This is a genomic window from Aminobacter anthyllidis (assembly GCF_018555685.1).
Classification (GTDB): Bacteria; Pseudomonadota; Alphaproteobacteria; order Rhizobiales; family Rhizobiaceae; genus Aminobacter; species Aminobacter anthyllidis.
Window position 1 is genome coordinate 66,461 of the sequence record NZ_JAFLWW010000001.1, and the last position, 25,221, is coordinate 91,681.

General features: G+C 62.1%; 27 protein-coding genes. 13 read left to right on the forward strand and 14 right to left on the reverse strand.

Going from position 1 to position 25,221, the window contains the following annotated elements; all coding sequences use genetic code 11:
- Positions 1–1,209: a GNAT family N-acetyltransferase gene (locus J1C56_RS00320; RefSeq protein ID WP_214385044.1), complete on the reverse strand. Its 1,209-nt coding sequence runs from the start codon at positions 1,207–1,209 to the stop codon at positions 1–3.
- Positions 1,210–1,299: 90 nt separating this feature from the next.
- Here J1C56_RS00320 and J1C56_RS00325 point away from each other — a divergent pair, with 90 nt between their 5' ends.
- Positions 1,300–2,349 (forward strand): polysaccharide deacetylase family protein, encoded by a 1,050-nt coding sequence (locus tag J1C56_RS00325; RefSeq protein ID WP_214385045.1) that lies wholly within the window; start codon positions 1,300–1,302, stop codon positions 2,347–2,349.
- Between the two features lie 4 nt (positions 2,350–2,353).
- Here J1C56_RS00325 and J1C56_RS00330 read toward each other — a convergent pair whose 3' ends face one another.
- Positions 2,354–2,572: a DUF2842 domain-containing protein gene (locus J1C56_RS00330; RefSeq protein ID WP_214385046.1), complete on the reverse strand. Its 219-nt coding sequence runs from the start codon at positions 2,570–2,572 to the stop codon at positions 2,354–2,356.
- A gap of 155 nt (positions 2,573–2,727) precedes the next feature.
- Between J1C56_RS00330 and J1C56_RS00335 the strand changes: the two genes are divergently transcribed.
- Positions 2,728–3,822, forward strand: coding sequence for a COX15/CtaA family protein (locus J1C56_RS00335; protein WP_246591033.1), 1,095 nt, complete (start codon positions 2,728–2,730; stop codon positions 3,820–3,822).
- On the opposite strand, the gene J1C56_RS00340 is transcribed toward J1C56_RS00335, so the two are convergent.
- The 3 genes from J1C56_RS00340 to speB all read right to left on the reverse strand — a co-directional run bounded on the left by J1C56_RS00340 (position 3,812) and on the right by speB (position 6,661).
- Positions 3,812–4,678 (reverse strand): aminoglycoside phosphotransferase family protein, encoded by an 867-nt coding sequence (locus J1C56_RS00340; RefSeq protein WP_214385048.1) that lies wholly within the window; start codon positions 4,676–4,678, stop codon positions 3,812–3,814. The two genes, J1C56_RS00335 and J1C56_RS00340, sit on opposite strands and share 11 nt — an antisense overlap.
- A gap of 2 nt (positions 4,679–4,680) precedes the next feature.
- Entirely contained in the window at positions 4,681–5,619 is a 939-nt protein-coding gene (gene argC / locus J1C56_RS00345) for an N-acetyl-gamma-glutamyl-phosphate reductase (RefSeq protein WP_214385049.1), read from the reverse strand.
- An 85-nt stretch (positions 5,620–5,704) separates the two neighbouring features.
- A complete protein-coding gene (speB, locus tag J1C56_RS00350; protein ID WP_214385050.1) occupies positions 5,705–6,661 on the reverse strand; it encodes an agmatinase in 957 nt (318 codons plus the stop codon).
- A gap of 189 nt (positions 6,662–6,850) precedes the next feature.
- Here speB and J1C56_RS00355 point away from each other — a divergent pair, with 189 nt between their 5' ends.
- A complete protein-coding gene (locus J1C56_RS00355) occupies positions 6,851–7,924 on the forward strand; it encodes a glycerophosphodiester phosphodiesterase family protein (RefSeq protein ID WP_214385051.1) in 1,074 nt (357 codons plus the stop codon).
- 18 nt (positions 7,925–7,942) lie between these two features.
- Here the strand turns inward: J1C56_RS00355 and J1C56_RS00360 are convergent, their stop codons facing one another.
- From J1C56_RS00360 to J1C56_RS00375, 4 genes are all read right to left on the reverse strand, one after another.
- Entirely contained in the window at positions 7,943–8,224 is a 282-nt protein-coding gene (locus J1C56_RS00360) for a hypothetical protein (RefSeq protein ID WP_214385052.1), read from the reverse strand.
- 115 nt (positions 8,225–8,339) lie between these two features.
- On the reverse strand, positions 8,340–8,816 hold the full coding sequence (gene rpsI, locus J1C56_RS00365) for a 30S ribosomal protein S9 (protein ID WP_184768876.1): 477 nt from the start codon (positions 8,814–8,816) through the stop codon (positions 8,340–8,342).
- Between the two features lie 2 nt (positions 8,817–8,818).
- A complete protein-coding gene (gene rplM, locus J1C56_RS00370) occupies positions 8,819–9,283 on the reverse strand; it encodes a 50S ribosomal protein L13 (protein WP_184768877.1) in 465 nt (154 codons plus the stop codon).
- Positions 9,284–9,502: 219 nt separating this feature from the next.
- Positions 9,503–9,940 carry a winged helix-turn-helix transcriptional regulator gene (locus J1C56_RS00375; protein ID WP_338001390.1) on the reverse strand — a complete coding sequence of 146 codons (438 nt, stop codon included), beginning with the start codon at positions 9,938–9,940 and terminating at the stop codon, positions 9,503–9,505.
- Positions 9,941–10,085: 145 nt separating this feature from the next.
- Between J1C56_RS00375 and J1C56_RS00380 the strand changes: the two genes are divergently transcribed.
- Complete coding sequence (locus tag J1C56_RS00380; RefSeq protein ID WP_246591035.1) at positions 10,086–10,931, forward strand: SDR family oxidoreductase; 846 nt, start codon at positions 10,086–10,088, stop codon at positions 10,929–10,931.
- 30 nt (positions 10,932–10,961) lie between these two features.
- Here the strand turns inward: J1C56_RS00380 and J1C56_RS00385 are convergent, their stop codons facing one another.
- Positions 10,962–11,408, reverse strand: coding sequence for a PaaI family thioesterase (locus J1C56_RS00385; protein ID WP_214385054.1), 447 nt, complete (start codon positions 11,406–11,408; stop codon positions 10,962–10,964).
- Positions 11,409–11,599: 191 nt separating this feature from the next.
- Here J1C56_RS00385 and J1C56_RS00390 point away from each other — a divergent pair, with 191 nt between their 5' ends.
- From J1C56_RS00390 to J1C56_RS00410, 5 genes are all read left to right on the forward strand, one after another.
- Positions 11,600–12,421, forward strand: a complete 822-nt coding sequence (locus tag J1C56_RS00390; protein WP_214386593.1) for an enoyl-CoA hydratase — start codon at positions 11,600–11,602, stop codon at positions 12,419–12,421.
- Positions 12,422–12,423: 2 nt separating this feature from the next.
- Complete coding sequence (locus J1C56_RS00395; RefSeq protein WP_214385055.1) at positions 12,424–12,846, forward strand: VOC family protein; 423 nt, start codon at positions 12,424–12,426, stop codon at positions 12,844–12,846.
- Between the two features lie 62 nt (positions 12,847–12,908).
- Complete coding sequence (locus J1C56_RS00400) at positions 12,909–13,430, forward strand: CoA-binding protein (RefSeq protein ID WP_214385056.1); 522 nt, start codon at positions 12,909–12,911, stop codon at positions 13,428–13,430.
- A 145-nt stretch (positions 13,431–13,575) separates the two neighbouring features.
- On the forward strand, positions 13,576–14,859 hold the full coding sequence (locus tag J1C56_RS00405; protein ID WP_214385057.1) for an O-acetylhomoserine aminocarboxypropyltransferase: 1,284 nt from the start codon (positions 13,576–13,578) through the stop codon (positions 14,857–14,859).
- A 68-nt stretch (positions 14,860–14,927) separates the two neighbouring features.
- Positions 14,928–15,272: a cupin domain-containing protein gene (locus J1C56_RS00410; protein WP_214385058.1), complete on the forward strand. Its 345-nt coding sequence runs from the start codon at positions 14,928–14,930 to the stop codon at positions 15,270–15,272.
- Positions 15,273–15,275: 3 nt separating this feature from the next.
- Here the strand turns inward: J1C56_RS00410 and J1C56_RS00415 are convergent, their stop codons facing one another.
- On the reverse strand, positions 15,276–15,923 hold the full coding sequence (locus J1C56_RS00415; protein ID WP_214385059.1) for a CatB-related O-acetyltransferase: 648 nt from the start codon (positions 15,921–15,923) through the stop codon (positions 15,276–15,278).
- 319 nt (positions 15,924–16,242) lie between these two features.
- On the opposite strand from J1C56_RS00415, the gene J1C56_RS00420 reads away from it, so the two are divergent.
- From J1C56_RS00420 to J1C56_RS00435, 4 genes are all read left to right on the forward strand, one after another.
- Positions 16,243–16,875 carry an ATP-dependent Clp protease proteolytic subunit gene (locus tag J1C56_RS00420; RefSeq protein ID WP_214385060.1) on the forward strand — a complete coding sequence of 211 codons (633 nt, stop codon included), beginning with the start codon at positions 16,243–16,245 and terminating at the stop codon, positions 16,873–16,875.
- A gap of 301 nt (positions 16,876–17,176) precedes the next feature.
- A complete protein-coding gene (clpX, locus tag J1C56_RS00425) occupies positions 17,177–18,451 on the forward strand; it encodes an ATP-dependent Clp protease ATP-binding subunit ClpX (protein WP_115733862.1) in 1,275 nt (424 codons plus the stop codon).
- Positions 18,452–18,719: 268 nt separating this feature from the next.
- Positions 18,720–21,134: an endopeptidase La gene (gene lon / locus J1C56_RS00430; protein ID WP_214385061.1), complete on the forward strand. Its 2,415-nt coding sequence runs from the start codon at positions 18,720–18,722 to the stop codon at positions 21,132–21,134.
- 183 nt (positions 21,135–21,317) lie between these two features.
- Entirely contained in the window at positions 21,318–21,590 is a 273-nt protein-coding gene (locus J1C56_RS00435; RefSeq protein ID WP_214385062.1) for an HU family DNA-binding protein, read from the forward strand.
- 195 nt (positions 21,591–21,785) lie between these two features.
- Here the strand turns inward: J1C56_RS00435 and J1C56_RS00440 are convergent, their stop codons facing one another.
- From J1C56_RS00440 to J1C56_RS00450, 3 genes are all read right to left on the reverse strand, one after another.
- A complete protein-coding gene (locus tag J1C56_RS00440; protein WP_214385063.1) occupies positions 21,786–22,880 on the reverse strand; it encodes a M24 family metallopeptidase in 1,095 nt (364 codons plus the stop codon).
- 91 nt (positions 22,881–22,971) lie between these two features.
- Positions 22,972–24,564, reverse strand: coding sequence for an ABC transporter substrate-binding protein (locus tag J1C56_RS00445; RefSeq protein ID WP_214385064.1), 1,593 nt, complete (start codon positions 24,562–24,564; stop codon positions 22,972–22,974).
- The gene (locus J1C56_RS00450; RefSeq protein WP_214385065.1) at positions 24,564–25,217 is read right to left on the reverse strand and encodes a helix-turn-helix domain-containing protein; all 654 of its coding nucleotides are present in this window, start codon (positions 25,215–25,217) and stop codon (positions 24,564–24,566) included. Before J1C56_RS00450 ends, J1C56_RS00445 begins: the two co-directional genes overlap by 1 nt.
- Positions 25,218–25,221 lie beyond the last annotated feature (4 nt).

The window sequence follows — 25,221 nt, forward strand, 5'->3', positions numbered from 1 at the left end:
CTAGTCTTCTTCGACTGATGCTGTGACCGGCTTGCCGCGCACGCCTGAGCGCAATCGCTTGATCAGCGCCCACATCCTGGCATTGTTCTTGATGGCGCCCTTGGCGCGCGACAGCGACCTCAAACCGAGCGCATAGAGGCGTCCTTTGGCGGTTAGCGGTATCAGCACGTCGGCATGCTGGATCTCGAGGTCGCACCATTGCCGCTTGTAGGGCTCGTCGCCGACGCTGAAGTCGTAGATGTCGAACCCCTGGTCGCAGGCTTCCGATATATTGTCGAAGAACAGGTACTCGCCAGGGCTCGCATAGGCCAGTTCGTCGTCGGCAATGGCGCCGAACTCGCAAACCAGGCGATTTCCGGCGCGGCTCGAACCGGTGACCGCGCGATACTTGCCGCCGACTTCGAGCCCGTGCAGCACGAAGGACGGATTTTCCCGCGCGAGGGCATCGACGAACAGCTTGCGAAAAAAGGTGCGGACCTCGGTATCGGCGAACACATCGGTGATGCCCATGGCACCAAACCGCTGTTCCTTCATCGCGAAGAACGCATCGAGCATGGCGTTGGCCTCGGCAGTCGTCGTCGCCATCGTGCGCCGTGCGCCGCCAACGACTTCGTACTTTCGTTCCTGGCTGCGATGCCGCTTGCGCTTCTTCTTGCCGTTGGTTCGCGTCAGCACGGTCTCGAAGCCACCGTCGAGATCGACGGCAAGTGCCACATTCGGGCTCGGCGACGAAGGCAGCTTGAGCAAAGGATTGGGCAGGCCGTTGAAATCGCCGATCAGGCGGTCGAACGCGACAAGGTCGATATCCGGCCGGGCTTTTCCGATCGAGCGGATCAAGACGTCGATGTCGCCGGCGTTCGCTGCTGCCAGCCAGTTCTTGTCCGTGGCCGGAAAGTTGCCGTTGGCATGCTTGCCGCCTAAAAATCGTGCGATGCGGAACGGCCCATCGCGGCCAACTTCGAGGGCCACCGACATCACCGGGCGCCCATTGGCGCTCAAGGTGGCGAGCACTGCGTCAGGCGTGTTCGCGTCGATCCAGCTTGAAACCCATTCCGGGCTCTGGGCCGGCGCGTAGATGCTTGTGAACTTGCCGTAGGCGCTCAGCGCTTCACTGGAAGCCGAGGGGACAACTGCTGTTGTCGCGTTGCCGGTGATGGCAGCATGACGGAGCAAGGCGTTGTTTTCGCTGGGGGCAGTAGCGTCAACCATACTTCAATCCTTGCCGGCTATTGATCGGCACATATTGAGCATTCCTCGGTATGCTCGATGCCACCGAGCCTAAGCGCCAAAGGTGAAGGAATGATCGACGTAGCCCGAAAGCTGGCTTTCCTGCTGATCGGATATGGTGGTCTTGGCGCCCTGGCCAGGCCGTTGGTGGGCGGCGTCGGCGTCATCCTCATGCTGCACAGGGTCACTGCTTTCCTTGACCGGCCGGAAGGCCCCAATCGTCATCTGACGATAACGCCCGAGTTCCTCGACCTGCTTGTCGGCGAGATGAAGCGGCTCGGCTATGCCTTCGTCTCGATGGATGAGGTCGTCACTCGCCTGCGATCTGGCCGGAGTGGGGGGCCATTCGCCGCGCTCACCGCCGATGACGCCTACCGCGACAATCTCGTCGAGGCGTTGCCGGTACTCGAAAGCCATGGCGCGCCCATCACCATCTATGTCGCGCCGGGGCTCACCTCAGGCACAGCCGACCTTTGGTGGGAGGTTCTCGACGCGATCGTCGAGGCCGGCAAGCCGGTGACGGCCACGATCATGGGCGAAAAGCGCACATTCGAATGCGCCACGTCGCGTGATCGCAAAGGTGCTTTCCTTGAACTGTCTGATTGGCTGACGTCGGAAGTGTCGGAAGAAGATCAGCGGCAAGTGCTGCGAGGCCTGGCCGAACAGGCCGGCGTCGACGCCTCGGCTCCGAACCGGCAACTGTTGATGGATTGGACCGAAGTCAGGCGTGCGGCGAGCCACCCGTTGGTCACGATCGGCGCCCACACCGTCCATCACTGCAATCTCAAGCGGCTCGAAGCCGGCAAGGCGCTGCGCGAGATGCACCGCTCACGCAGCCTGATCGAGGCAGAACTGGGCGAGGCGCCGCAACATTTCGCCTATCCCTATGGTTATGAGGCAGCCGCTGGAATGCGCGAGACCCATCTGGCCCGCGAGGCCGGCTTTGCGTCGGCGGTCACCACGCGGCACGGCGTGCTGGTATCAGGCCACGCTGCGCACCTGCACGCCTTGCCTAGGCTTTCGGTCAACGGCCGCCACCAGGATCTTGCCGCGATGCGCGCCATGCTGTCTGGCGCGACGACACTGATGACCAATGGCGGTCGCAGGCTTGTTACGGTGTAAAGTTCTAGCGGCTGGCGGTCTTGGACGGCTTGACCATCCATTTGATGATCCACATCGCCGGCAGGATCCAGAGCAGGCCGCTGAGGAAGAAGAACAGCAGATGCGCTACCGGGCCTGACTGCGACAGCTGGGCGACCGCCACCATGGTTGCGATCAGCGCGTAGACGATGACCAGCAGCACCAGCAGCACGGTTCCGATCAGCTTCTTGACGCGCACGGGCATTTCTTCATCCTCTGACGAGGCTTCGCATAGTCGCTCTTGCCAGCCGGTGCAACCGGGGAGGGGCGGCGCGACTGCGTGTCGCGTGGGCCGAACTTGCCAGCGGGGTAAGCATGGTCCACCAGTCCTGCGGTTTCGATGAGCCGGGAACGATTGTAATGTCAGCCATGATCAACACTGCCGCACCGCTTGCCGAGCGCAACAGGGAGTTGCGCAACCGTACGTTCGTTCGCGGCTGGCTTTATGTCGTTCTGTTGGTCCTGTTCGCGCTGGTCATGGTCGGCGGCGCCACGCGCATGACCGGGTCCGGGCTTTCCATCACCGAATGGAAGCCGATCCACGGCGTCATTCCGCCGCTCAACCAAGCGGAATGGCAGGAGGAGTTCGAAAAGTACCAGCAGATCCCGCAATACGAGCAGATCAACAAGGGCATGACCGTTGACGAGTTCAAGGGCATATTCTGGTGGGAATGGGCGCACCGCCTGCTCGCCCGTGGCGTCGGTTTCCTCGTCGCCATCCCGTTGGCCTTCTTCTGGATCTCGGGCCGCCTTGAGCGGCGGCTGAAGCCGCGCCTCGTGGGCCTTCTGGCGCTGGGCGGCTTCCAGGGCTTCATCGGCTGGTGGATGGTCGCCTCGGGGCTGTCGGAGCGCGTCTCGGTCAGCCAGTATCGGCTGGCGATCCATCTCACCTTTGCCTGCATCATCGTAACGGCAGTCGCCTACATCGCGCGCGGCCTTGCGACCTACACCGAGGCGCCGGCGGAGCGGCGCATCCAGCGCTTCGCGGGCATCATGGTGCTGCTGGTCATGTTCCAGATCTATCTCGGCGCCCTGGTTGCCGGCCTGCATGCCGGCCTCAGCTACAACACCTGGCCGCTGATGGACGGCGCCATCATCCCGGGCGATTTGCTGGTCATCGAGCCGGTCTGGCGCAATTTCTTCGAAAGCCCCAAGACCGTGCAGTTCGTCCACCGCATGTTCGCCTACACGGTGTTGATCGTGGCACTTTGGCACGCCTTCGCCACCATGACGCAGGCACCGCGCACGACGCATGCGCGCCGCGCCTGGGTGCTTGCTCTGCTGATCGTGGTGCAGGCGGCCATCGGCATCGGCACCTTGCTGATGCAGGCGCACATGCATTGGGCGCTGCTGCATCAGGGCTTCGCGCTGATCGTGCTGATCTTCGCCACCGCCCATTGGCGCGCGAGCAAGGGGGCTTATCCGCTCGAAAACGACGTCGCCGTCAGAAGCTAGCGCGGACCGCCCTGACAGCCGCCACGACGGCCAGCTCGCTCGCCTCGTCCTCGTCGTTGTCGTCCTCGGCGTGCCAGGACGACGACAGGCAGCCCCAGGCGATGGCGTGATCCAGGATCGCGTCAGGACGTTGGCCCAGCGTCTTGGCGAAAACCTCCGCCATATAGGCGATACGCCCTGGATCGATGCAGAGATCGTCGTGCCGGTCGAGCGGGTTGTAGAAGAAGTTGGCCGCGTCGAAGCCCGGGTCGCCAAGGATGCCCTTGGGATCGATGACGAGCCAGCCGCGATCGCCGCGCAGGATGTTGTCGTGGTGCAGGTCGCCATGCAGCACGCGCAGCTCGTGCGGATTTGACAGCAAGCGATCCGCAATGGTTGCGGCGTCGCGATAGGGGCTTGCCAGCCCGGCATCGCGATCCAGCTCGGCTTTCTTGAACAGGCTGGCAAAACGCTCCCGCAGCGGCTGCAGATCGGCGGGAGGAGGAACGTCGGACGGTGAAAACAGCCTGGCCATCACCTCGTTGGCGATGTCGGTGGCGTGGCGGTCGCCGTGCTCGTTCAATTCATCGACAAGCAACTGGTCGCCGGCATATTCGAGCAGCATGTCGTGCCCCTCGAAGCCGAGCAACCGCACGGCGCCGACGCCGTCGCGCCAGCTGAGATAATGCGCGCCGCGCAACTCGTCGGCGACATCGTCGAACGGCTTGAGCGCCTTGACCACCGCCGGCTTGCCGTCGGCCAACCGCACCTTCCAGATGCGGCTGGAGAAGGTTTCGGCAATGAGCTGGGGATCGCTGACATTCCAACGATCTGGCCAGCGGTCCGGCCCATGACCTGAAATCGCAGCCTGATCCATTCTTAGTGCTTGAGCCCGAGCATCAGGTCCATGTTCTGGACGGCAGCACCCGAGGCACCTTTGCCGAGATTGTCGAGCAGCGCCACGAGATTGACCTGGCCCTGGCCTTCGGTGCCGAACACGTAGAGTTTCATGCCGTCGGTGTCGGCAAGCTCGGTCGGGTCAAGCCGGTCGAGCTTGGCGCTGAGGGCCAGCGGCACGACTTCGACGATGTCCTGTCCCGCATAGTGCGCCACAAGCGTCGCGTGGATGTCGCCGATCGACGCCGAGCCATTGAGGTCGGCGAGATGCAGCGGCACCTGGACGATCATGCCCTGGGCAAAACGGCCTACCGACGGCGCAAAGATCGGCCGCCGCTCGAGCAGGCCGTGCTGCTTCATCTCGGCGACGTGCTTGTGCATCAGCGGCAGGCCATAGAGGAAGTGCGGCGACGCGATGTGGTCTGGACGCGAGGCGTCCTCCATCTGGCCGATCATCTGCTTGCCGCCGCCGGTATAGCCGGAAACCGCATTGACGCTGACCGGATAGTCGGCGGGCAGGGTGCCGGCCGCGACCAGCGGACGGATCAGCGAGATCGCGCCGGTGGGGTAGCAGCCGGGGTTTGCCACAAGGCGCGCGTCGGCGATGCGATGGCGCTGAGCTGCGTCCATCTCGGCAAAGCCGTAGGCCCAGTCGGGGTGGACGCGATGCGCGGTCGACGTGTCGATGATGCGGGTCGAGTTGTTTCCTTCAAGGACGTGCACCGCTTCCTTGGACGCATCGTCGGGCAGGCAGAGAATGGCGACGTCCGCCTCATGCAGCCGTTCGGCCCTGAGGTCGACGTTGCGGCGCTCGGCTTCCGGGATCGACAGCACGGCGAGGTCGTCGCGGGCAGCGAGCCGCGTGCGGATCTGGAGGCCTGTCGTGCCGTGCTCGCCGTCGATGAAGATTTTCGGTTTCATGTTCTGCCGTCCGTCGAAAAATTCGTTATTTCAGCCAGTTATGGCCAAATTCGGACTCAGGTCCGCAAGCCCTTGATTCAGTGCCTCAGGCCTTGTCGCGTGCTTTCTTCTCGGCCAGCAGGCCGAGATAATGCATGGCGACCGTCGAGCCGGCGATTGCCGTAATATCGGCATGGTCATAGGCCGGCGCAACCTCGACGATATCGGCGCCGACGACATCGATCTGGGTCATCTGGCGCAGCACCGAAAGGATCTTGGCCGAGGACGGCCCGCCTGCCACCGGCGTGCCGGTTCCGGGCGCATAGGCCGGGTCGAGGCAGTCGATGTCGAAGGTGACATAGGTCTTCTTGCCGCCGGTCCGTTCGGCGATCGCATAGGCAATGTCGGCGGCGCGCATCTCCTCGACTTCGTGGCCATAGAGGATCTTGATGCCGCAATCGTCGGGCGCGTGGGTGCGGATGCCGATCTGGATCGAGCGGTCGGGGTCGATGATGCCGTCCTTGACCGCGCGCGCCACGAACGAGCCGTGGTCGATGCGCTTGCCATCGTCCGGCCAGGTGTCCTGGTGGGCGTCGAACTGCACCATTGCCATCGGTCCGTGGATCGCCGCATGCGCCTTCAACACCGGCCAGGTGACGAAGTGGTCGCCACCGAGCGTCAATAGGAAGGCACCCGATTTCAGGATCTTTGCCGCTTCGCGCTCGATCGCCGCAGGTGTCTTCTGGTGGTTGCCGCTGTCGAGCAGGCAGTCGCCGTAATCGACGACGGCGAGATCGTCGAACAGGTCGCGGTTGAAGGGGTATTGCGGGTCGCAATCGAAGATCGCCGAGGCGCGGCGGATGGCCTGCGGCCCAAAACGCGCGCCGGGCCGGTTGGTGACAGCCGCGTCGAAGGGGATACCCCACACGACGGCATCGGCGCCGGCGACGTTCTTCGAGTACTTGCGGCGCATGAAGGACAAAGCCCCTGCATAGGTCGGATCACCCGAGCGCCCCTTGGGGGTGCGCGCGGTGAAAGCGTGATCGATCGACGAAGAGGCCATGGGCAAACTCCTTTTTCAGTCTTTCGTAATTTCGAGGCGCAAGAACTACAGAAGCATTGGACAACATGCCAGCCCCAAGGCGAAAGGCGTGTGACAGCTGCATTCATCGCCGTGTCATCCACCTTTCACGCCCATGTCATCGCCGCCTTCTAGGTCGTTCCAGGCATCTTCAGCCATGGAGCGATTCCCATGCGGGCAGTTCTGGCAGGCACAGCCTCGTTCTTCCTGGCCCTCGGCCTGGCGACATCTGGCCATGCGGGTTCTCGCGCCGAAGAGATCCTCGAACGCTTCGAAAATGCCAACCAGTGGCGAGACCATGTGATGGTCGTGGCGCATAGGGCAGGCGGCCTGCAGGACGGCAAGCGGCGGTTTGCCGAGAACTCCATCGCTGCCCTGCGCGATGCGATCTCGTTAGGCGCCGAGATGGTCGAGATCGATATCCGTCGCTCCGCCGACGGCGAACTGATCGTCATGCATGACAGCTGGCTTGACCGCACCACCGACTGCAAGGGCGAGGTGCTTGGCTACGCCATGACTGAACTCAGGAAATGCCACCTCGTTGTCGAGGGCACCGGCGATGTCACGGCCGAGCCGGTGCCGACGCTGCGGGAATATCTGTCTGTCGCGAAGGACAAGATCCTGGTCAATCTCGACAACAAGCTCGAAACCGCAGACCTCGTCGACATGGTTGCGCTGGCGCGCGCCATGGAGATGGAGGAGCAGGTCGTGGTCAAGGCGAACCTGTGGAGTGCCGCGCGCGTTGCCACTGTCAAAGCGACGATGGCGCGCGTCGGGCAGGGGTTCCAGTTCATGCCGATCATGGCCGACGACGCCGTGCGCGACCCTGCCTTCGTCGAGGCTGCCGGCAATGCCTTTGCCGTCGATGCTGTCGAGATGATCACCTGGCGCGGCGATGCCGAGAAGATGACTGACACGGGTGGGCCGCTGTTTTCGGCGAAGGTGAAGGCTGTAGCCGTGCGCGGCAACTGGCACATCTGGGTCGACACCCACGCCATCGTCAACAAGCCCGGCGGTTTTCTCTCGGGCGGGCGCGGCGACGAAATGGCAGTTGCTGCCGGATTTCCCAACGAAGTCTTCGGCTTCTGGGCCGAGCGCGGCGCCACCATGATCCAGACCGACGAACCGAGGGCTGCGATCAACTGGCTGGCCGCCAACGGCTATCGTGTGCCTTACGCCGATGTCGAAGAACCCGTAGCTTCCGTCGCGGGGCAGGCGGACCTTTCTCAGTTGCCGGTCAACTGACGGCGCACGGACCGGAGGCTAATACGCGCTGGACTTCCGGAGCGCCTTGCGCCGGTCCTTGAGCGAATATTTCGAGCCGCCCTCCTTGAGCAACTTCTTGCCCAGCTTCTTGCAGTGACTGTCCGCCTTCCTCGCGGCCTTTCGCGCATCGGCACCTTTCTCGATCGCCTTGTCATGGGCGCGCATCCAGCAACTGTCGAACGACGTCGCCCTTTTCAGGAACTTGTTGGTGGCGGCGTCCGCCGTCGAAACCGGGGCGACCAAAACCACTGCAATTGCCATTGCGAGCATGCGGAACATGGCTATCTCCGATGGGTGCGGAGCAGGATCATAAGTCAGGCGCGGTAGAACGGCATGCAAAAAGAAAAAAGGCCGCCCGAAGGCGGCCTTTCCGAAATTGCAGGTTCCGAGGCGCTTAGCGCTTCGAGAACTGGAACGAGCGGCGGGCCTTGGCCTTACCGTACTTCTTACGCTCGACGACACGGCTGTCGCGGGTCAGGAAGCCGCCCTTCTTGAGCACGCCGCGCAGCGTCGGCTCGTAGTAGGTCAGTGCCTTGGAGACGCCGTGACGAACAGCACCGGCCTGGCCCGAGAGACCGCCGCCGACGACGGTGGCGACAACGTCGTACTGGCCGACGCGGGCAGCCGCGACGATCGGCTGGTTCAGGATCATCTGCAGCACGGGGCGGGCGAAGTAAGCCGCGAATTCCTTGCCGTTGACGATGATCTTGCCGGTGCCCGGCTTGATCCAGACGCGAGCAATGGCGTTCTTGCGCTTGCCGGTTGCATAGGCACGGCCGCTCTTGTCGAGCTTCTGGACGTGAACCGGGGCGGCAGGCTGCACCGAAGCGGTCACGGTGCCGAGTTCTGCGAGCGAGCTGAGGTCAGCCATGATTACGAGGCCTTCTTGTTCTTGACGTTCAGCGCGCCGACGTCGAGCGTCACTGGCTGCTGAGCGACATGCGGATGTTCGGCGCCTGCATAGACGCGGAGATTCTTCATCTGGCGACGGCCGAGCGGACCACGCGGGATCATGCGCTCAACGGCCTTCTCCAGGACGCGCTCGGGGAAACGGCCCTCGAGCAGCTGGCGCGCGGTGCGCTCCTTGATGCCGCCTGGGTGACCGGTGTGCCAGTAGTACACCTTGTCGGTGAACTTCTTGCCGGTGAAGGCGACCTTGTCGGCGTTGATGATGATGACATTGTCACCGTCGTCGACGTGAGGCGTGAAGGTTGGCTTGTTCTTGCCGCGGAGGATGTTGGCGACGATGGAGGCGAGACGGCCGACGACGAGACCTTCGGCGTCGATCAGCACCCACTTCTTCACCACGTCCGCAGGCTTCTGCGAAAAGGTTGTCATGGTTATATGCTTTCGGTTCGGACCTTCAAAAGAAGGCGTTTCTTGTTGCTTTCATTGGCAAAAGGCAGAAGCCCTAGCCAATAACAAAACGGCGACCCAATGCGGGCCGCTGCTTTGGATGGGCTTATAGGCGAGGGGTTTCGCATCGTCAAGCGCCAGCAATCAGACGTCGGGACGAAAAAGGTATATAAAACATAGGCATAGATGAGTGGTATTATTTTACCTCATGCCTGCCGCTTGAATCAGCCGGCGATTGGCGGCTCCGGCTGCAGTTGCCCCCATCTCGTCGCCTGCTGCCTTGTCGAAGTGTTCCTGCGCCGCCAGCACCGCCTCGATGTTGGTTTCCGCCCATTCGGCGAGGATCTCGATCTTTTCGGAAAGCGTCTGGCCGAGCGGCGTGATCGCATATTCCACCGTCACCGGCACCGTGGCGAAGACCTCGCGCGAAATCAACCCGTCGCGGCCGAGCCGTTTCAGCGTCTGCGACAGCACCTTGGTCGAAATGCCCTCGACGTCGCGGCGAAGCTGGTTGAAGCGCACCGGGCCGCCAGAGATCTTCCACAGCACCAGTGCCGTCCATTTGTCGGCGATGTGGTCGAGCAGCATCCTGGTCGGGCAATTCTTGGCATAGACGTCATAGACGGGCATCGCAGGCATCCCTGGGGTGATTTCCTGGAGGTAACCTGCTGGCAAACGCTACCACCTCATTACCGGAAGGTGCCTTCTTTCTACCAACGTATCAGGTCGCTATCAACCATCCATTGGAAAGTCGCTTTCCAATGGAAACTTGATGGAGCTTGATATGTCTGAAGGAAAGATCCTTGTTTTGGCGGCCACCGGCAATGTCGGGGCACCGCTGGTCGCCGAACTGCTGCGCTTGGGCGAGAAGGTTCGGGCCGCCACCCGAAGCGCTGCGTCGACCACAGCTGGCGCCGAGGCTGTTCGGCTCGATCTCGCCGATCCGCGGACCTTGGCGGCTGCACTAGAAGGTGTCGACCGTATCTTTGCCCTGTCGCCGACCGGCTACCTCGATCCGGTCGGTATGCTCGGGCCGGTGGTCGATGAGGCGGCTGCACGCAACATCAAGATCGTGCTGCAGACCGCGTTCGGCGTTGACGCCAACGACGCCATTCCACTGCGACAGCTGGAGCTGAAGCTCGAGCGCTCCGGCGCGCCGTATGTCATCCTGCGGCCCAATTGGTTCAGCGACAACTTCGCCACCTACTGGGCGAATGGCGTGCGCCGCGGCGAGATCCGCGTTCCCGCAGGCGAGGGCACGACGAGCTTCATTGACGCCCGCGACGTTGCCGCATCAGCGGCTGGTGCACTGACGACCAACCGGCACGACGGCAAGGCTTTCGCTCTGACCGGCCCGGCAGCCTACAGCTACGCCGATGCCGCGAGGCTTCTCGCCGATGCCCTGGGGAGGCCGGTCCGCTATTCGCCGATCGACAACAGCACCTTCGTCGCCGAAGCGGTGGCGGGCGGACTGATGCCCGGCTACGCCGAACTGCTGGCAGCGATCTTTCATCCTGTCGCCGAGGGCTGGACATCAGGCGTCACCGATGCCGTCGGCCTGCTCTCGGGCAAGCCGCCTCGTTCTCTGGAACAGTCGATCGCCGAGATCGCCGCGCGTCTGAACGCTTAGGCCCCCGAACATGCTATCCCGCCGGCGCGTTCAGCGCTTTGGCGGGATGGAATAGGTGCCGGTGGCGTGCGCCACGGTCTGCTTGTCCGGTCCGGCCACGATGTCGATGTCGAAGACCATCAGGCTCTTGCCGAGCTTGAGGATACGGCAGTGGCCGTCGATGGGTCCGGCTTCCGCCTTGCGCATGAAATTGATGTTGAGGTTGGTCGTCACCGACAATGCATCCGGCCCGGCGTGGCTGAGTACGCAGACGTAGCCGCCGATGTCGGCAAGCGTGAACAGCGACGGTCCCGACACCGTTCCGCCGGGTCGAAGGTGGCGCTCGTCGGCATTGAGCCTGACGGTGCAGCCACCCGGGAAGACCTCTGTCACCTGGTAAAAATCATAGTGTTCGTTGAGCTGGGGGTAGACCTCCTTGAGGAGGGCGTTGACCTCGGCCGCGGCCATTAGCGGCTTCAATCCATTCTGCTCGGGCATCAGCTCTTTCCGTTGGCTTGCAGCGATATTTCCGCGGGCGTCATTCCGACTGCGTTTGACCGACTGCGTTTGAACCTGTGCGGTCGCCCGCGACACATAGTTGGGAACCAATGTTTGTGTGCAAACGTATATGGCTCAAGCTCGACGCTGGCGATTCGTCTTTCGCCGCATTGTTCACGTTGGGGGACTCTATGGCAGAAATCGTTGCCATCAAGCACATCACACCTGAAGGGCCTGTTTGGTCCAGCCTGGACAATGGCGTTCTGCGCCTGGTTCTCGCCAATCCGCCTGCCAACGCCTTGTCGATCGATACGATGGCGGCGCTGCAGGCACAGTTGGACGGTGCCCGCGAAGACAGCGACGTCAGAGTCGTCGTGATTGCGGCTTCGGGCAACGTGTTTTGCGCCGGCCATGATCTCAAGGAAGTGACCGCACACAGAAGCGACGACGATCGCGGCCGCGCCTTCTTCGAGCTCACCATGTCGCGTTGTTCCGTCTTGATGCAGTCGATCGTGCGGCATCCCAAGCCCGTTATCGCCGAGGTCGACGGCCTGGCGACCGCCGCCGGCCTGCAACTGGTGGCCAGCTGCGATCTGGCGATTGCCTCGGACCAGTCCACCTTCTGCACGCCGGGCGTCAATATCGGCCTGTTCTGCTCGACGCCGATGGTGGCGCTGTCGCGCAACGTTTCGCGCAAGCAGGCGATGGAGATGCTGCTGACCGGCGAAACGATCGATGCGACCACGGCCCGCGACTTCGGCCTTATCAACCGCGTGGTCCCGCGCGAATACCTGACTCATATTGTTGCGAAATACGTCCAAACCATTGTTTCGAAATCACCTTTGACGCTGAAGATCGGCAAGGAGGCGTTTTACGCACAGGCCGAGATGGGCCTCGCCGAGGCCTACGATCATGCGTCGCGGGTGATGGTCGAAAACATGCTGGCACGCGATGCCGAAGAGGGGATCGGCGCGTTCATCGACAAACGCAACGCTGAATGGAAGGGAGAGTAGGTTTGGAACAGCGGATTTCGCTTGTCACCCTGGCGGTCGACGATCTCGGCCGCGCCGTGCGCTTCTATGAGGCGATGGGTCTCAAGCGAAACCAGTCGATCACCGACGGTGTCGCTTTCTTCCAGATGGGTGGAATCGTGCTCGGCCTTTGGGGGCGCGAGCAACTGGCGAGCGATGCGGGCATTCCAGGCGGCAAGGGCGGCTTTTCCGGTGTGTCGCTTGCTTACAACACGCGCTCCGAGGCCGAAGTCGACGAGGTGCTGGCCACCGCCGAGAAAGCCGGCGGCCGTATTGTCAAACCCGCACAGCGCGCCTTCTGGGGCGGCTGGTACGGCTATTTCGCCGACACCGAAGGCCATTTGTGGGAAGTGGCCCACAATCCAGATTTCCCGATCGCCGAGGATGGCAGCATCTCGCTGCCGTGAGGTGCTGGACGTTTGCGCGCCCCGTCGAAAGCCGGTATCCAAGCCTGTCGAACGAGGCGGCCATGAATCACGACAGCTACGACAATGCCTACATCGCCGGCATCCTGAATTCGGTCAGGACAATCGCCGTCGTCGGCGCGTCGGCCAATGACGTCAGGCCCAGCTACTTCGTCACCAAATATCTCATCGACAAGGGTTATGAGGTCTTTCCGGTCAACCCGGGTCATGCCGGAAAGGAAATTCTCGGCCGCATGACCTATTCGAGCCTGGCCGACATCCCTCAGCCAATCGACATGGTCGATGTCTTTCGCGCCTCCGCAGCGGTGCCTGGCATCGTCGGTGACGTGCTCAAGCTCGATCCGCTGCCCAAGGTCATCTGGATGCAACTGACCGTTCGCAACGACGAGGCGGCAGCGCGCGCCGAAGCCGCCGGCATCAAGGTCGTCATGAACCGCTGCCCCAAGATCGAATATGCCCGACTTGCCGGCGAGATCGGCTGGACCGGCGTCAATTCGGGTGTGCTCTCGTCGAAGCGCCCGATGATGCGCGAGGGCTTCCAGAGTTTTGGCATCCGCGCAAAATAGTCGCCGTTATCAGGCAGTCGCCTAACCTGCTTGGAAAAATCGTGCGGGAAGTATTGGCCTGCCGGGAATATTCGTCTTTGCTTTCCGACACAGGCTCCGCCAAAGATGGCGACCGAATTCGACTGACATATCCTTGGAGGAACAAATGTCCCAGCGCGCCCCTGGTTTCAACACGCTTGCGGTCCACGCCGGCGCAAAGCCCGATCCGGCAACCGGCGCTCGCGCCACGCCGATCTACCAGACGACGTCATACGTCTTCGACGACGCCGATCATGCCGCCTCGCTTTTCGGGCTCAAGGCTTTCGGCAATATCTACACCCGCATCATGAACCCGACCCAGGCCGTTCTCGAGGAGCGCATCGCAGCCCTTGAAGGCGGCACCGCAGCGCTTGCCACCGCCTCCGGCCATGCCGCGCAGCTGCTGGTGTTCCACAATCTGATGCGCCCGGGCGACAATTTCGTCGCCGCGACCCGGCTCTATGGCGGCTCGATCAACCAGTTCGGCCACGCCTTCAAGAATTTTGGCTGGGAAGCACGCTGGGCCGACACCAACGACATCTCGAGCTTTGACAAGCAGATTGACGGCAAGACCAAGGCGATCTTCATCGAGAGCCTGGCCAATCCGGGCGGCACCTTCGTCGACATCGAGAAGGTGGCCGACATCGCCCGCAAGCACGGCCTGCCGCTGATCGTCGACAACACGCTGGCGAGCCCGTATCTGATCCGTCCGATCGAGCATGGCGCTGACATCGTTGTCCATTCGCTGACCAAGTTCATCGGCGGCCATGGCAATTCGATCGGCGGCGTCATCGTCGATGGCGGTACCTTCGACTGGTCGAAGTCGGGCAAGTACCCGATGCTGTCGGAGCCGCGGCCTGAATATGGCGGCGTCGTGCTGCACGAGACCTTTGGCAACTTCGCCTTTGCGATTGCCGCGCGCGTGCTTGGCCTGCGCGATCTTGGCCCGGCGATCTCGCCGTTCAACTCGTTCCTGATCCTCACCGGCCTCGAGACTTTGCCGCTGCGCATGCAGCGCCATTGCGACAACGCACTGACGGTCGCCGGCTGGCTCTCCGACCATCCCAAGGTCGAATGGGTCTCTTACCCGGGCCTCAAGAGCGACAAGAACCATGCGCTGATGAAGAAGTATTCGCCGCAAGGGGCGGGCGCTGTCTTCACCTTCGGCCTCAAGGGTGGCTACGAGGCTGGTGTCAAGTTCGTCGAGGGCCTTGAGCTGTTCTCACATCTCGCCAATGTCGGCGACACCAAGTCACTGGTCATCCACCCGGCCTCGACCACCCACCGCCAGCTTTCCGACGAGCAGAAGGTGGCGGCAGGTGCTGGACCGGACGTTGTCCGTCTCTCGGTCGGCATCGAGGATGTCAGCGACATCATTGCCGACCTCGAACAGGCGCTGGCCAAGGCCTGATTGGCTGTGCAAGAGTTGGCCCCCGGCAGATAACGCTGCCGGGGCCTTTGCTGTTTGGGAGTCGAATCTTGCCGAGATTTCTTACCATCGACGTCAGTGGCATCGAGCCGGAAGCAGGCGCTCCGGCAAAGGACCGGCTGATTTCGGGCGACCCGAAATTCAGCACCTGGAATGCCGAGGAGGCCGATGGCGGGCTTTATGCCGGTATCTGGCAATCGACGCCGGGCAAATGGCGCATCGAATATGACGAATGGGAATTCTGCCATATCCTGTCGGGCGTCTCGGTGATTGCAGAGGATGGAGGCGAGGCCCGCACCGTCCGCGCCGGCGACAGCTTCGTTCTGCGGCCCGGCTTCGAGGGAAGCTGGGAAGTGCTTGAAACGACTCGCAAGGAGTATGTGATCCGGCTCTGAGCCTCAGTTCCTCCCGGCGTCGAATTTCTCGGACGCCAGTGCCAGCGCGTCGATCTCGTTCGCGCACAGCAGCGGCTTCAGCGCCTCGAATTTCTCTGCCCGCCATTCGTAGACCTGCAGCGCCAGCAGTTTGTCGATAACGGCCTGGGGAAAGCGCGTCTTGATCGGCACGGCCGGATTGCCCGCAACGATCGTGTAGGGCGCCACGTCCTTGGTGACGATAGCGCCTGATGCGACAATCGCCCCTTCGCCAATGGTGATGCCGGGCATGACCATGGCGCGCATGCCGATCCACGCACCGTCGCCGATGATCGTGTCGCCCTTGCCGGCATAGGCATCCAGAATGACCTCTGGGAAGGGGTACAGGCTGAACCAGTCCGTACGGTGCGTGTGGTTGCCGCCGAGCAGGATTACCGCCTCCGCGCCGATGCAGACGTAGTCGCCGATATGCAACTGGTCGATCGGCCAGGCGGGCTCCCATGCCTTGAGGCTGTACTCGTCGCCATAGAGATAGCGCACCACGCTGTCTTCGAACGATCCCGACCAGGCATCGCTGTAGTAGCTGTGCGTGCCGCGAACATGGATGTTCGGGTTCCTGACGGTCTCGTGCAGGAGTTCCACTTTTGACCAGTGCTTGGTGTCGTTCTTCATCGCGTAAAATCCTCGGAGGTCGTCGTAGCTGCTGCCTCTATGACCACTGGTTTCAAAATGCCCGTTCCAGCCGGGGCGCCGTATGCGCCCGCCAGCCGCTGCCGGACATCGTCTGATTTGGTCCACTACCGCAGCAAGTGGGGAAAGTTCCAGTACCGAGCGTTGAGCCAGCTATCGCTGCGAAAGTTAGCGGTAGCTGAAATCATGCGTGCTTAGCGGTCTTGCGCAACGCTTATGCGGCATCCTATTTACAGGGCAAAGCCTCTGAACCGATTCTGCCCGTCCGGCGCCGGAATCCCCTCACGAAAAGGGATAGTCGATGAAGAACCCCGTCGAAACATACATGAACCTCGTTCCGATGGTGGTCGAGCAGACCAACCGGGGCGAGCGCGCCTACGATATCTTCTCGCGCCTGCTCAAGGAGCGCATCATCTTCATCACCGGTCCGGTCGAAGATGGCATGGCGACGCTTGTCTGCGCCCAGCTTTTGTTCCTCGAAGCCGAGAACCCGAAGAAAGAGATCAACCTCTACATCAACTCGCCTGGTGGCGTGGTGACCTCGGGCATGGCGATCTACGACACCATGCAGTTCATCAAGCCGGCGGTTTCGACGTTGTGCATCGGCCAGGCGGCCTCGATGGGCTCGCTGCTGCTCTGCGCCGGCCACAAGGATATGCGTTTTGCCACGCCGAACGCCCGCATCATGGTGCACCAGCCATCGGGCGGCTTCCAGGGCCAGGCTTCGGATATCGAACGCCACGCCCAGGACATCGTCAAGCTCAAGCGCCGTCTCAACGAGATCTATGTCAAGCACACCGGCAAGGACTACGAGACCATTGAAAAGACGCTCGACCGCGACCATTTCATGACCGCGGACGAGGCACGCGACTTTGGTTTGATCGACAAGGTCATCGCAAGCCGCGACCCTGTTGAGGGTGCTACCGCTTCGTGATTGGACGCTGCGACCTGCCTACGAGGTCACATCTCGCATTTTTGAGGTGCCCTGCGGCATTTCGGACACATTTTGCTGTTCCCACAGCGAAAGCGTCGGCCTACGTTAAGGCCGCGTTGAGCTTCGACGGCTTAGCGTTGTTCAAGGGTGCCGCGACTCGTTGCAGCGACTTCTGGAATGTGAGTTGTACGGAGCTCGTTGCGGCGGCCATGGAATGGCGCTGGCGGCGTCCGTCGTTAGATTGCATATGCGCCCCAAAGCCAGACCAGCGGCCGGGCGGCAGTGAAAGGACTTGGACAAGATGAGCAAGGTCAGCAACGGCGGCGGCGACTCCAAGAACACGCTCTATTGCTCGTTCTGCGGCAAGAGCCAGCATGAGGTACGCAAACTCATAGCCGGTCCGACCGTCTTCATCTGCGACGAATGCGTCGAACTGTGCATGGACATCATCCGCGAGGAAAACAAAACCTCGATGGTGAAGTCGCGCGAGGGCGTGCCGACACCGCAGGAAATCCTCAAGGTTCTGGACGACTACGTCATTGGTCAGCCTTACGCCAAGCGCGTGCTGTCGGTGGCCGTCCACAACCACTACAAGCGCCTGGCGCATGCCTCGAAGAGCAACGACGTCGAATTGGCGAAGTCGAACATCCTGCTGATCGGCCCGACCGGCTGCGGCAAGACGCTGCTCGCCCAGACGCTCGCCCGCATCATCGACGTGCCGTTCACAATGGCGGACGCGACGACGCTGACCGAAGCCGGTTATGTCGGCGAGGACGTCGAAAACATCATCCTCAAGCTGCTGCAGTCGGCCGACTACAATGTCGAACGGGCTCAGCGCGGCATCGTTTACATCGACGAAATCGACAAGATCTCGCGCAAGTCGGACAATCCTTCGATAACCCGCGACGTGTCGGGCGAGGGCGTCCAGCAGGCGCTGCTGAAGATCATGGAAGGCACCGTGGCTTCCGTCCCACCCCAGGGCGGCCGCAAGCACCCGCAGCAGGAATTCCTGCAGGTCGACACGGCCAACATCCTGTTCATCTGCGGCGGCGCGTTTGCCGGCCTCGACAAGATCATCTCGGATCGCGGCCGCAAGACCTCGATCGGGTTTGGCGCGACTGTCGCTTCGCCGGAAGACCGGCGCAGCGGTGAAGTGTTCCGCCTCGTCGAGCCTGAGGATCTGCTGAAGTTCGGCCTGATCCCCGAGTTCGTCGGCCGTCTGCCGGTTTTGGCTACGCTTGAAGACCTCGACGAGCCTGCGTTGATCCAGATCCTGACCGAGCCGAAGAACGCTCTGGTCAAGCAGTACCAGCGCCTGTTCGAGATGGAGAATGTGGATCTCACCTTCCACGAGAACGCGCTGTCGGCGATCGCCAAGCGCGCCATCGAGCGCAAGACCGGCGCCCGCGGCCTGCGTTCGATCATGGAAGCGATCCTGCTCGACACCATGTTCGAGCTTCCAGCGCTCGAAGGCGTCCAGGAAGTGGTGATTTCGGAAGAGGTGGTGACCGGCAGTGCCCGGCCGCTCTACATCTACTCCGAACAGAAGGAAAAGAAGGGCAACGTCAGCGCCTGAGGCCTGGCAGTTCCCCTTTGACCGCTCCAGCGAACGGCGCCCCAGCGGCGCCGTTGGCATTTGGAGCCTCGTCGGTTCGGGCCTGCAAACGGAAGCGTGATTGGCCTTGATGTTTACCCGACGAAGCTCCAACTAACGAAGAAGAGGCGATGGGTGGGTTTTCGTGCTGTAATGCCGCGCGGTAATCGGCGGTAGGCGGAACCGTCCATGGTCGTTAATATGAGATTCGCGGTTGGCCTTGCGCGGCTGCGAAATGAAAGGTTGGACAATGGCCAAAATATCCCGCTCTTCCAGCGAAGGTACCTTCGCAGTCCTGCCGTTGCGCGACATTGTCGTGTTCCCGCACATGATCGTTCCGCTGTTTGTGGGGCGTGAAAAGTCGATCAAGGCTCTGGAAGAGGTGATGGGTCAGGAAAAGCAGATCCTGCTTGCGACCCAGATGAATGCCGCCGACGATGATCCCGAGCCGGGCGCCATCTACGACATCGGCACGCTCGCCAATGTGCTGCAGCTGCTGAAGCTGCCGGACGGCACCGTCAAGGTGCTGGTCGAAGGCACGACGCGCGCCAAGATTCAGTCCTTCACCGACAAGCCCGATTTCCACGAGGCCCACGCTCTTGTCTTGAGCGAGCCCGAGGAGGAAGAGGTCGAAGTCGAGGCGCTGGCCCGTTCGGTGGTTTCCGACTTCGAAAACTACGTCAAGCTGAACAAGAAGATTTCGCCCGAGGTGGTTGGTGCTGCCAGCCAGATCGAGGACTATTCCAAGCTCGCCGATACGGTGGCCTCGCATCTCGCGATCAAGATCACCGAGAAGCAGGAAATGCTCGGCACGCTGTCCGTCAAGGAACGGCTCGAGAAGGCGATGGGCTTCATGGAAGCCGAAATCTCCGTCCTGCAGGTGGAAAAGCGCATCCGCAGCCGCGTCAAGCGGCAGATGGAGAAGACCCAGCGCGAGTACTACCTCAACGAGCAGATGAAGGCGATCCAGAAGGAACTCGGCGAAGGCGAAGATGGCCGCGACGAGTCCGCCGAGATCGAAGCGCGCATCAAGAAGACCAAGCTTTCGAAGGAGGCCCGCGAAAAGGCGGATGCCGAGCTCAAGAAGCTGCGTTCGATGTCGCCGATGTCGGCTGAAGCCACAGTTGTGCGCAACTATCTCGACTGGATCCTGTCGATTCCGTGGGGCAAGAACTCCAAGGTCAAGCAGGACCTGAACTTCGCCCAGGAGGTGCTCGACACCGACCACTACGGCCTCGACAAGGTCAAGGACCGCATCGTCGAGTATCTCGCCGTGCAGAGCCGCCAGAAGAAGCTCAAGGGGCCGATCCTGTGCCTCGTTGGCCCTCCCGGTGTCGGCAAGACCTCGCTCGGCAAGTCGATCGCCAAGGCGACCGGCCGTGAGTTCGTACGCATGGCGCTCGGCGGCGTGCGTGACGAAGCCGAGATCCGCGGTCACCGCCGCACCTATATCGGCTCGATGCCCGGCAAGGTCATCCAGTCGATGAAGAAGGCCAAGAAGTCGAACCCGCTCTTCCTGCTCGACGAGATCGACAAGATGGGCCAGGACTTCCGTGGCGATCCTTCGTCGGCGCTGCTCGAGGTGCTCGATCCGGAACAGAACGCAACGTTCATGGACCACTATCTGGAGGTCGAGTACGACCTTTCGAGCGTGATGTTCGTGACGACGGCGAATACGCTGAACATTCCTGCGCCCTTGATGGACCGCATGGAGATCATCCGTATCGCCGGCTACACGGAAGACGAGAAGGTCGAGATCGCCAAGCGGCATCTGATGTCCAAGGTCGTGCGCGACCATGCGCTGCAGCCGAAGGAATTCTCGGTGTCCGAGGATGCCATCCGCGGCATCATCCAGACCTACACGCGGGAAGCCGGTGTCCGCAGCCTCGAGCGCGAGCTGATGAAGCTTGGGCGCAAGGCGGTCACCGAGATCATCAAGACCAAGAAGAAGTCGGTGAAGGTCACCGCCGCCAACTTGGACGAGTATCTCGGCGTGCCGCGCTACCGCTTCGGACAGGTCGAGGCTGACGATCAGGTTGGCGTCGTCACCGGTCTGGCCTGGACAGAGGTCGGCGGCGAATTGCTGACGATCGAAGGCGTGATGATGCCCGGCAAGGGTCGCATGACCGTCACCGGCAACCTGCGCGACGTCATGAAGGAGTCGATTTCGGCGGCGGCATCTTATGTCCGCAGCCGCGCCATCGATTTCGGCATCGAGCCGCCGCTGTTCGACAAGCGCGACATCCATGTGCACGTGCCGGAAGGCGCGACGCCCAAGGACGGTCCCTCGGCCGGCGTTGGCATGGCGACGGCCATCGTCTCGATAATGACCGGTATCCCGGTCAAGGCGGATGTTGCGATGACTGGCGAGATCACGCTGCGTGGTCGCGTGCTGCCGATCGGCGGCCTCAAGGAAAAGCTGCTTGCAGCGCTTCGCGGCGGCATCAAGAAGGTGCTGATCCCGGAAGAAAACGCCAAGGACCTGGCGGAGATTCCGGAAAACGTGAAGAGCGGCATGGAGATCATCCCGGTCAGCCGCATGGGCGAAGTGCTCAGGCACGCTCTGGTGCGCATGCCCGAGCCGATCGAATGGACCGAGCCTGTCGATGTGGCTGCGTCCAAGTCGGATGCCGGCGACGATGCCGGCAAGGGCTTCGCTCATTAGCTGCATCTAAAGTTGAGCCAAAAACGAAAAAGCCGGGCACGCGCCCGGCTTTTTCATGTGAAAAACCGCAGAAATCCGGGCTTTGTGAGCCTTTTCGACTTGGTTGTGGCGCAGCTTTTTTCTAAAGTCCGTGTCCTACCGGCTGAGTCTAATGTCCCGGTTTTCTCATGGAAGGGAATTTGAATGAACAAGAACGAACTAGTGTCCGCCGTCGCCGAGGCATCCAAGCTCTCCAAGGGTGACGCGCAGTCCGCTGTCGACGCTGTTTTTTCCGTCATCACCGGCGAACTGAAGAGCGGCGGCGACGTCCGGCTTGTCGGTTTCGGAAATTTCACCGTGTCAAAACGTGCGGAGTCGACTGGCCGCAACCCGCAGACCGGTGCGGAAGTGAAGATTCCGGCGCGCACGGTACCGAAGTTCTCGGCCGGCAAAGGCCTCAAGGACGCTGTCAACTGATCGCTCTTCAGCCGATGCAATGCTTGAAAAGCCGGGTTCGCCCGGCTTTTCTTTTTTGAGCGATCGCATTGTGCAGCGAGCCTCGAAGGACGCACTAAGACAAAAGGGGCCGCGGCTAAGCCACGGCCCCTTTGACATTGTCGGTGGGACAAAGATTTGCTGGGCGGTGCCGCCAGGCCGCCCGCCCAGCGTGGTTCAGGCCTTCACGCGGAACACTTCACGCGACAGGTCGGACAGCACTTCGGCACGATTGCCGCGCAGGATCACGATCTCTTCCAGCCTGAGCCCGAAGCGGCCCTGGAGGTAGATGCCCGGCTCGATCGAGAACACGTTGCCTTCCACAAGGACCGTTTCCGAGGTGCCGGTGATGTAGGGCTGCTCGTGGATATCGATGCCGAGGCCATGACCGGTACGGTGCAGGAAGAAGTCGCCATAGCCGGCAGCCGTAATGACGTCGCGCGCGGCCTTGTCGACTTCCTTGGCTGCCACGCCCGGCTTTGCTACGGCAATCGCCGCCTGCACTGCGCGCTCCAGAACGCCATGAACCTCGTCGAAGCCTTCCGGCTTTTCGCCGAAAACGCCGACGCGGGTCATGTCCGAGGGGTAGCCATCCTTTCGGCCGCCGATGTCGATCAGCACGGCCTCGTTCGCCTTGAGCTTGCGGTCGCCGGTGTGATGATGCGGGAAGGCACCGTTTTCGCCGAAGCAGACGCTGGTGAACTCGGGCTTGGCACCATTGGCGGCGTAGAAGTCGCGGATCGCCTGTGCCACTTCCAACTCGGTCACGCCTTCCTTGAGCGCGGCAAAGCCGGCGCGCATGGCGCCGTCGTTGAGCACTGCGTTCATCTTGAGCAGCGCGTACTCGGCCTCGTCCTTCTGGCCGCGCAGGAAGCTCACTGTATCGGCGAGGAAGCCACGCTCGGCACTTGGCAGGGCGTCGATGACCAGCAGCGCGAAATCGGCGCGCATGGTTTCGTCGAGCGCGATCTTGAGCTTGCCGTTGTCAGAGCCGCAATCCTTGAGCAGCTTGGCAAGTGCGGCGCCGGGGCCGTCGGCATCGGTCCACGGGTAGAACGGCAATTTGGTGAAGGGGCGCTGGCTGTCGACGTTGAGCGCCGGCATCAGGAAACCGGCATGGTCCTTGGCGACGATCAGCAGCACCGGGCGTTCGTCGCCATGCGGCGACATGCCGGCGAGCCAGACAAGGTGCGAAGAGGGGCCGACGACTACTAGGTCCGTCCCGGTTTCAGCCATGCGCTCGCGCAGCCGCGCCATCCGCTCTTCGTACATCGTCTCTGCCTTCTTGGAGTTGGGGAGGGGTAGGGTGAGTTAAGGACAATGGGACCGCCCGCAACGGGGCGGTCCCTGTCAGTGCCGTTCGTCAGTTCTTCTTGACGAGGCGGTAGTAGACGAAGTCGGAGGTCGCGCCGTTGACGTAGCCCTCGACATTCTTGGCACGCGCCACCTGGGTCGCGGCCTGGAACATGACGACGATCGGCGACTTCTCCTGCACCTTCTTCTGCAGGTCGACATACATCGCGCTGCGCTTTGCCTGGTCAGGCTCGGCGAGTGCCGCCTTGGTCTCCTTGTTCAGCTCTTCCGGCACGGCCCAGCTGTTACGCCACGTGGTGGTCGACTGGTAGTTTCCGTCCGAGTTGTCCTCGTTGTAGGCGAAGGCCTTGGCGTTGGAATGCGGGTCCATGAAGTCAGGGCCCCAGTAAAGCAGCATCGCCTCATGCGTGCGCGCGCGGTACTTGGTGATCACCTGCGAGCCGGTGCCCGGCACGATGTCGAAGTTGATGCCTGCTTCGGCGAAGCTTGCCTGCAGCGACTGTGCCATGTCGGTGAACGGCGTCGAGTTGATGACGTCGAGCGAAACCTTGATCGGCGTCTTGATGCCGGCGTCAGCCAGGATCTGCTTGGCCTTGGCCGGATCGTAGGTGTAGGGCGTCTCGTCGAGCGAACCCGGGAAGCCCGACGGCCAGAATGCCTGGTGCGTCTGCATCTGGCCCTTCAGGAAGGTGTCGGTCATGCCCTTGTAGTTGACCAGGTAGCGGGCGGCATCCCAAACGGCCGGCGGCGTCAGCGACTCGGTCTTCTGGTTGAACGACAGGAAGTGCACGGCGGCCTGCGGATAGGTCTCGGTGACCAGCGTGTCCTTGCCGGCGATCGTTGCAATCTGGTCCGACGTCAGGTTCTTGGCCATGTCGACGTCGCCCGATTCCAGCAGAAGCTGCTGGGTCGCGGCTTCAGCGACGTGGCGGATGATGACGCCCTTGATCGCGGGCGCGCCATTGAAATAGTCGGGGTTGGCGGCGAGGTTGATGATTTCGCCCGGGCGGAAAGCCTTGAGCACGAACGGGCCGGTACCGGCCGAGTTGGACTTCAGCCAGCCATTGCCCATGTCGCCATTGGCCTCGTTGGCCTGCAGCGTTGCGGCATCGACCACCGAACCCGGACGGGCGGCGAGCACGTTCAGCACGAAGGCCGAAGCGAAGTTGCCCTCATACTTGATCACGACCTTGTTGCCGTCGGCCTTGACCATCGAATCGAAATTCTCGGGCGTCCAGCCGAGCTGCGTCAGGATGAAGGCCGGTGCCTTGTTGAGCACGATCACGCGCTTGAAAGAATAGACCACGTCTTCGGCGCGCAGCGGATTGCCGGAGGTGAACTTGACGCCGTCGCGCAGCGTAAACGTGATGGTCTTGTTGGCGTCGTCGGCCGTCCATTCCTTGGCCAGGCCAGCGGCCAGCGTCTTGGTGTCGGCGGCATCGTACTGGACGAGACGATCATAGGTCTGGGCGACGTATTCGCCCGAGGAGAACTCGTAGGCCTCCGCCGGGTCGATGCTGACGATGTCGTCGATATTCTGAGCCACCACGAGCACGCCGGCCGGCGTAGCTGCAAGGCTGATTGCTGGCGTCATCGGCATCGCCAGCGCCGCGGCGAGCAGCGCGGCTTTGAACAGTTTCATCATTTTCTCTCCTTTTTGGTTCCCGTTGTCTTCTCGTCGGCCCTGGAACCGCGCAGGGCCGGATGCTCCGTGCGCGACCTGAACATCGGTAAAGTGCCGGTCCAGAGCATGCGCGCGAAATTTTGGGTGTCGTTTGACCAGGAATGCGGGCGATTGCCGCGGAAGTGCAGGCTGTCGCCGGCCGAAAGCACCATCTCGTCATCTTCCAGGCGCTGCGTGATCGAGCCCTCGAGGATGAACAGGATTTCTTCGCCTTCATGGCTGACCGTTTCGGAACGGTAGCCTGGCGGAACGTTCAGCACGAAAGACGAGAGCACGTTGCCGGTGAAGTCGGCGGCGATGCGTTCGTAGACGATCGACGAGCCGTCGACGGAGAATCGGTTGCGGTCGCCAGAACGGGTCAGCCCGTCCTCCATGCTCGGTGTCGCGATGAAGTAATCCACACCCACATCGAGGCTGCGGGCGATCTGGGCGAGCGTGCCAAGCGAGGGGGTAGCGTGGTCGCGTTCGACCTGGCTGAGGTAACCCACGGAAATGCCTGCGGCGTCGCACAATTCCTGCAATGTCATCGACAGCTGGCGCCGCCGGGCACGGATCAGCGCGCCTACCTTGGGTTGGCCCGATGCCGTGTTCTTGCTGGCCTCCGAGGACACGCTT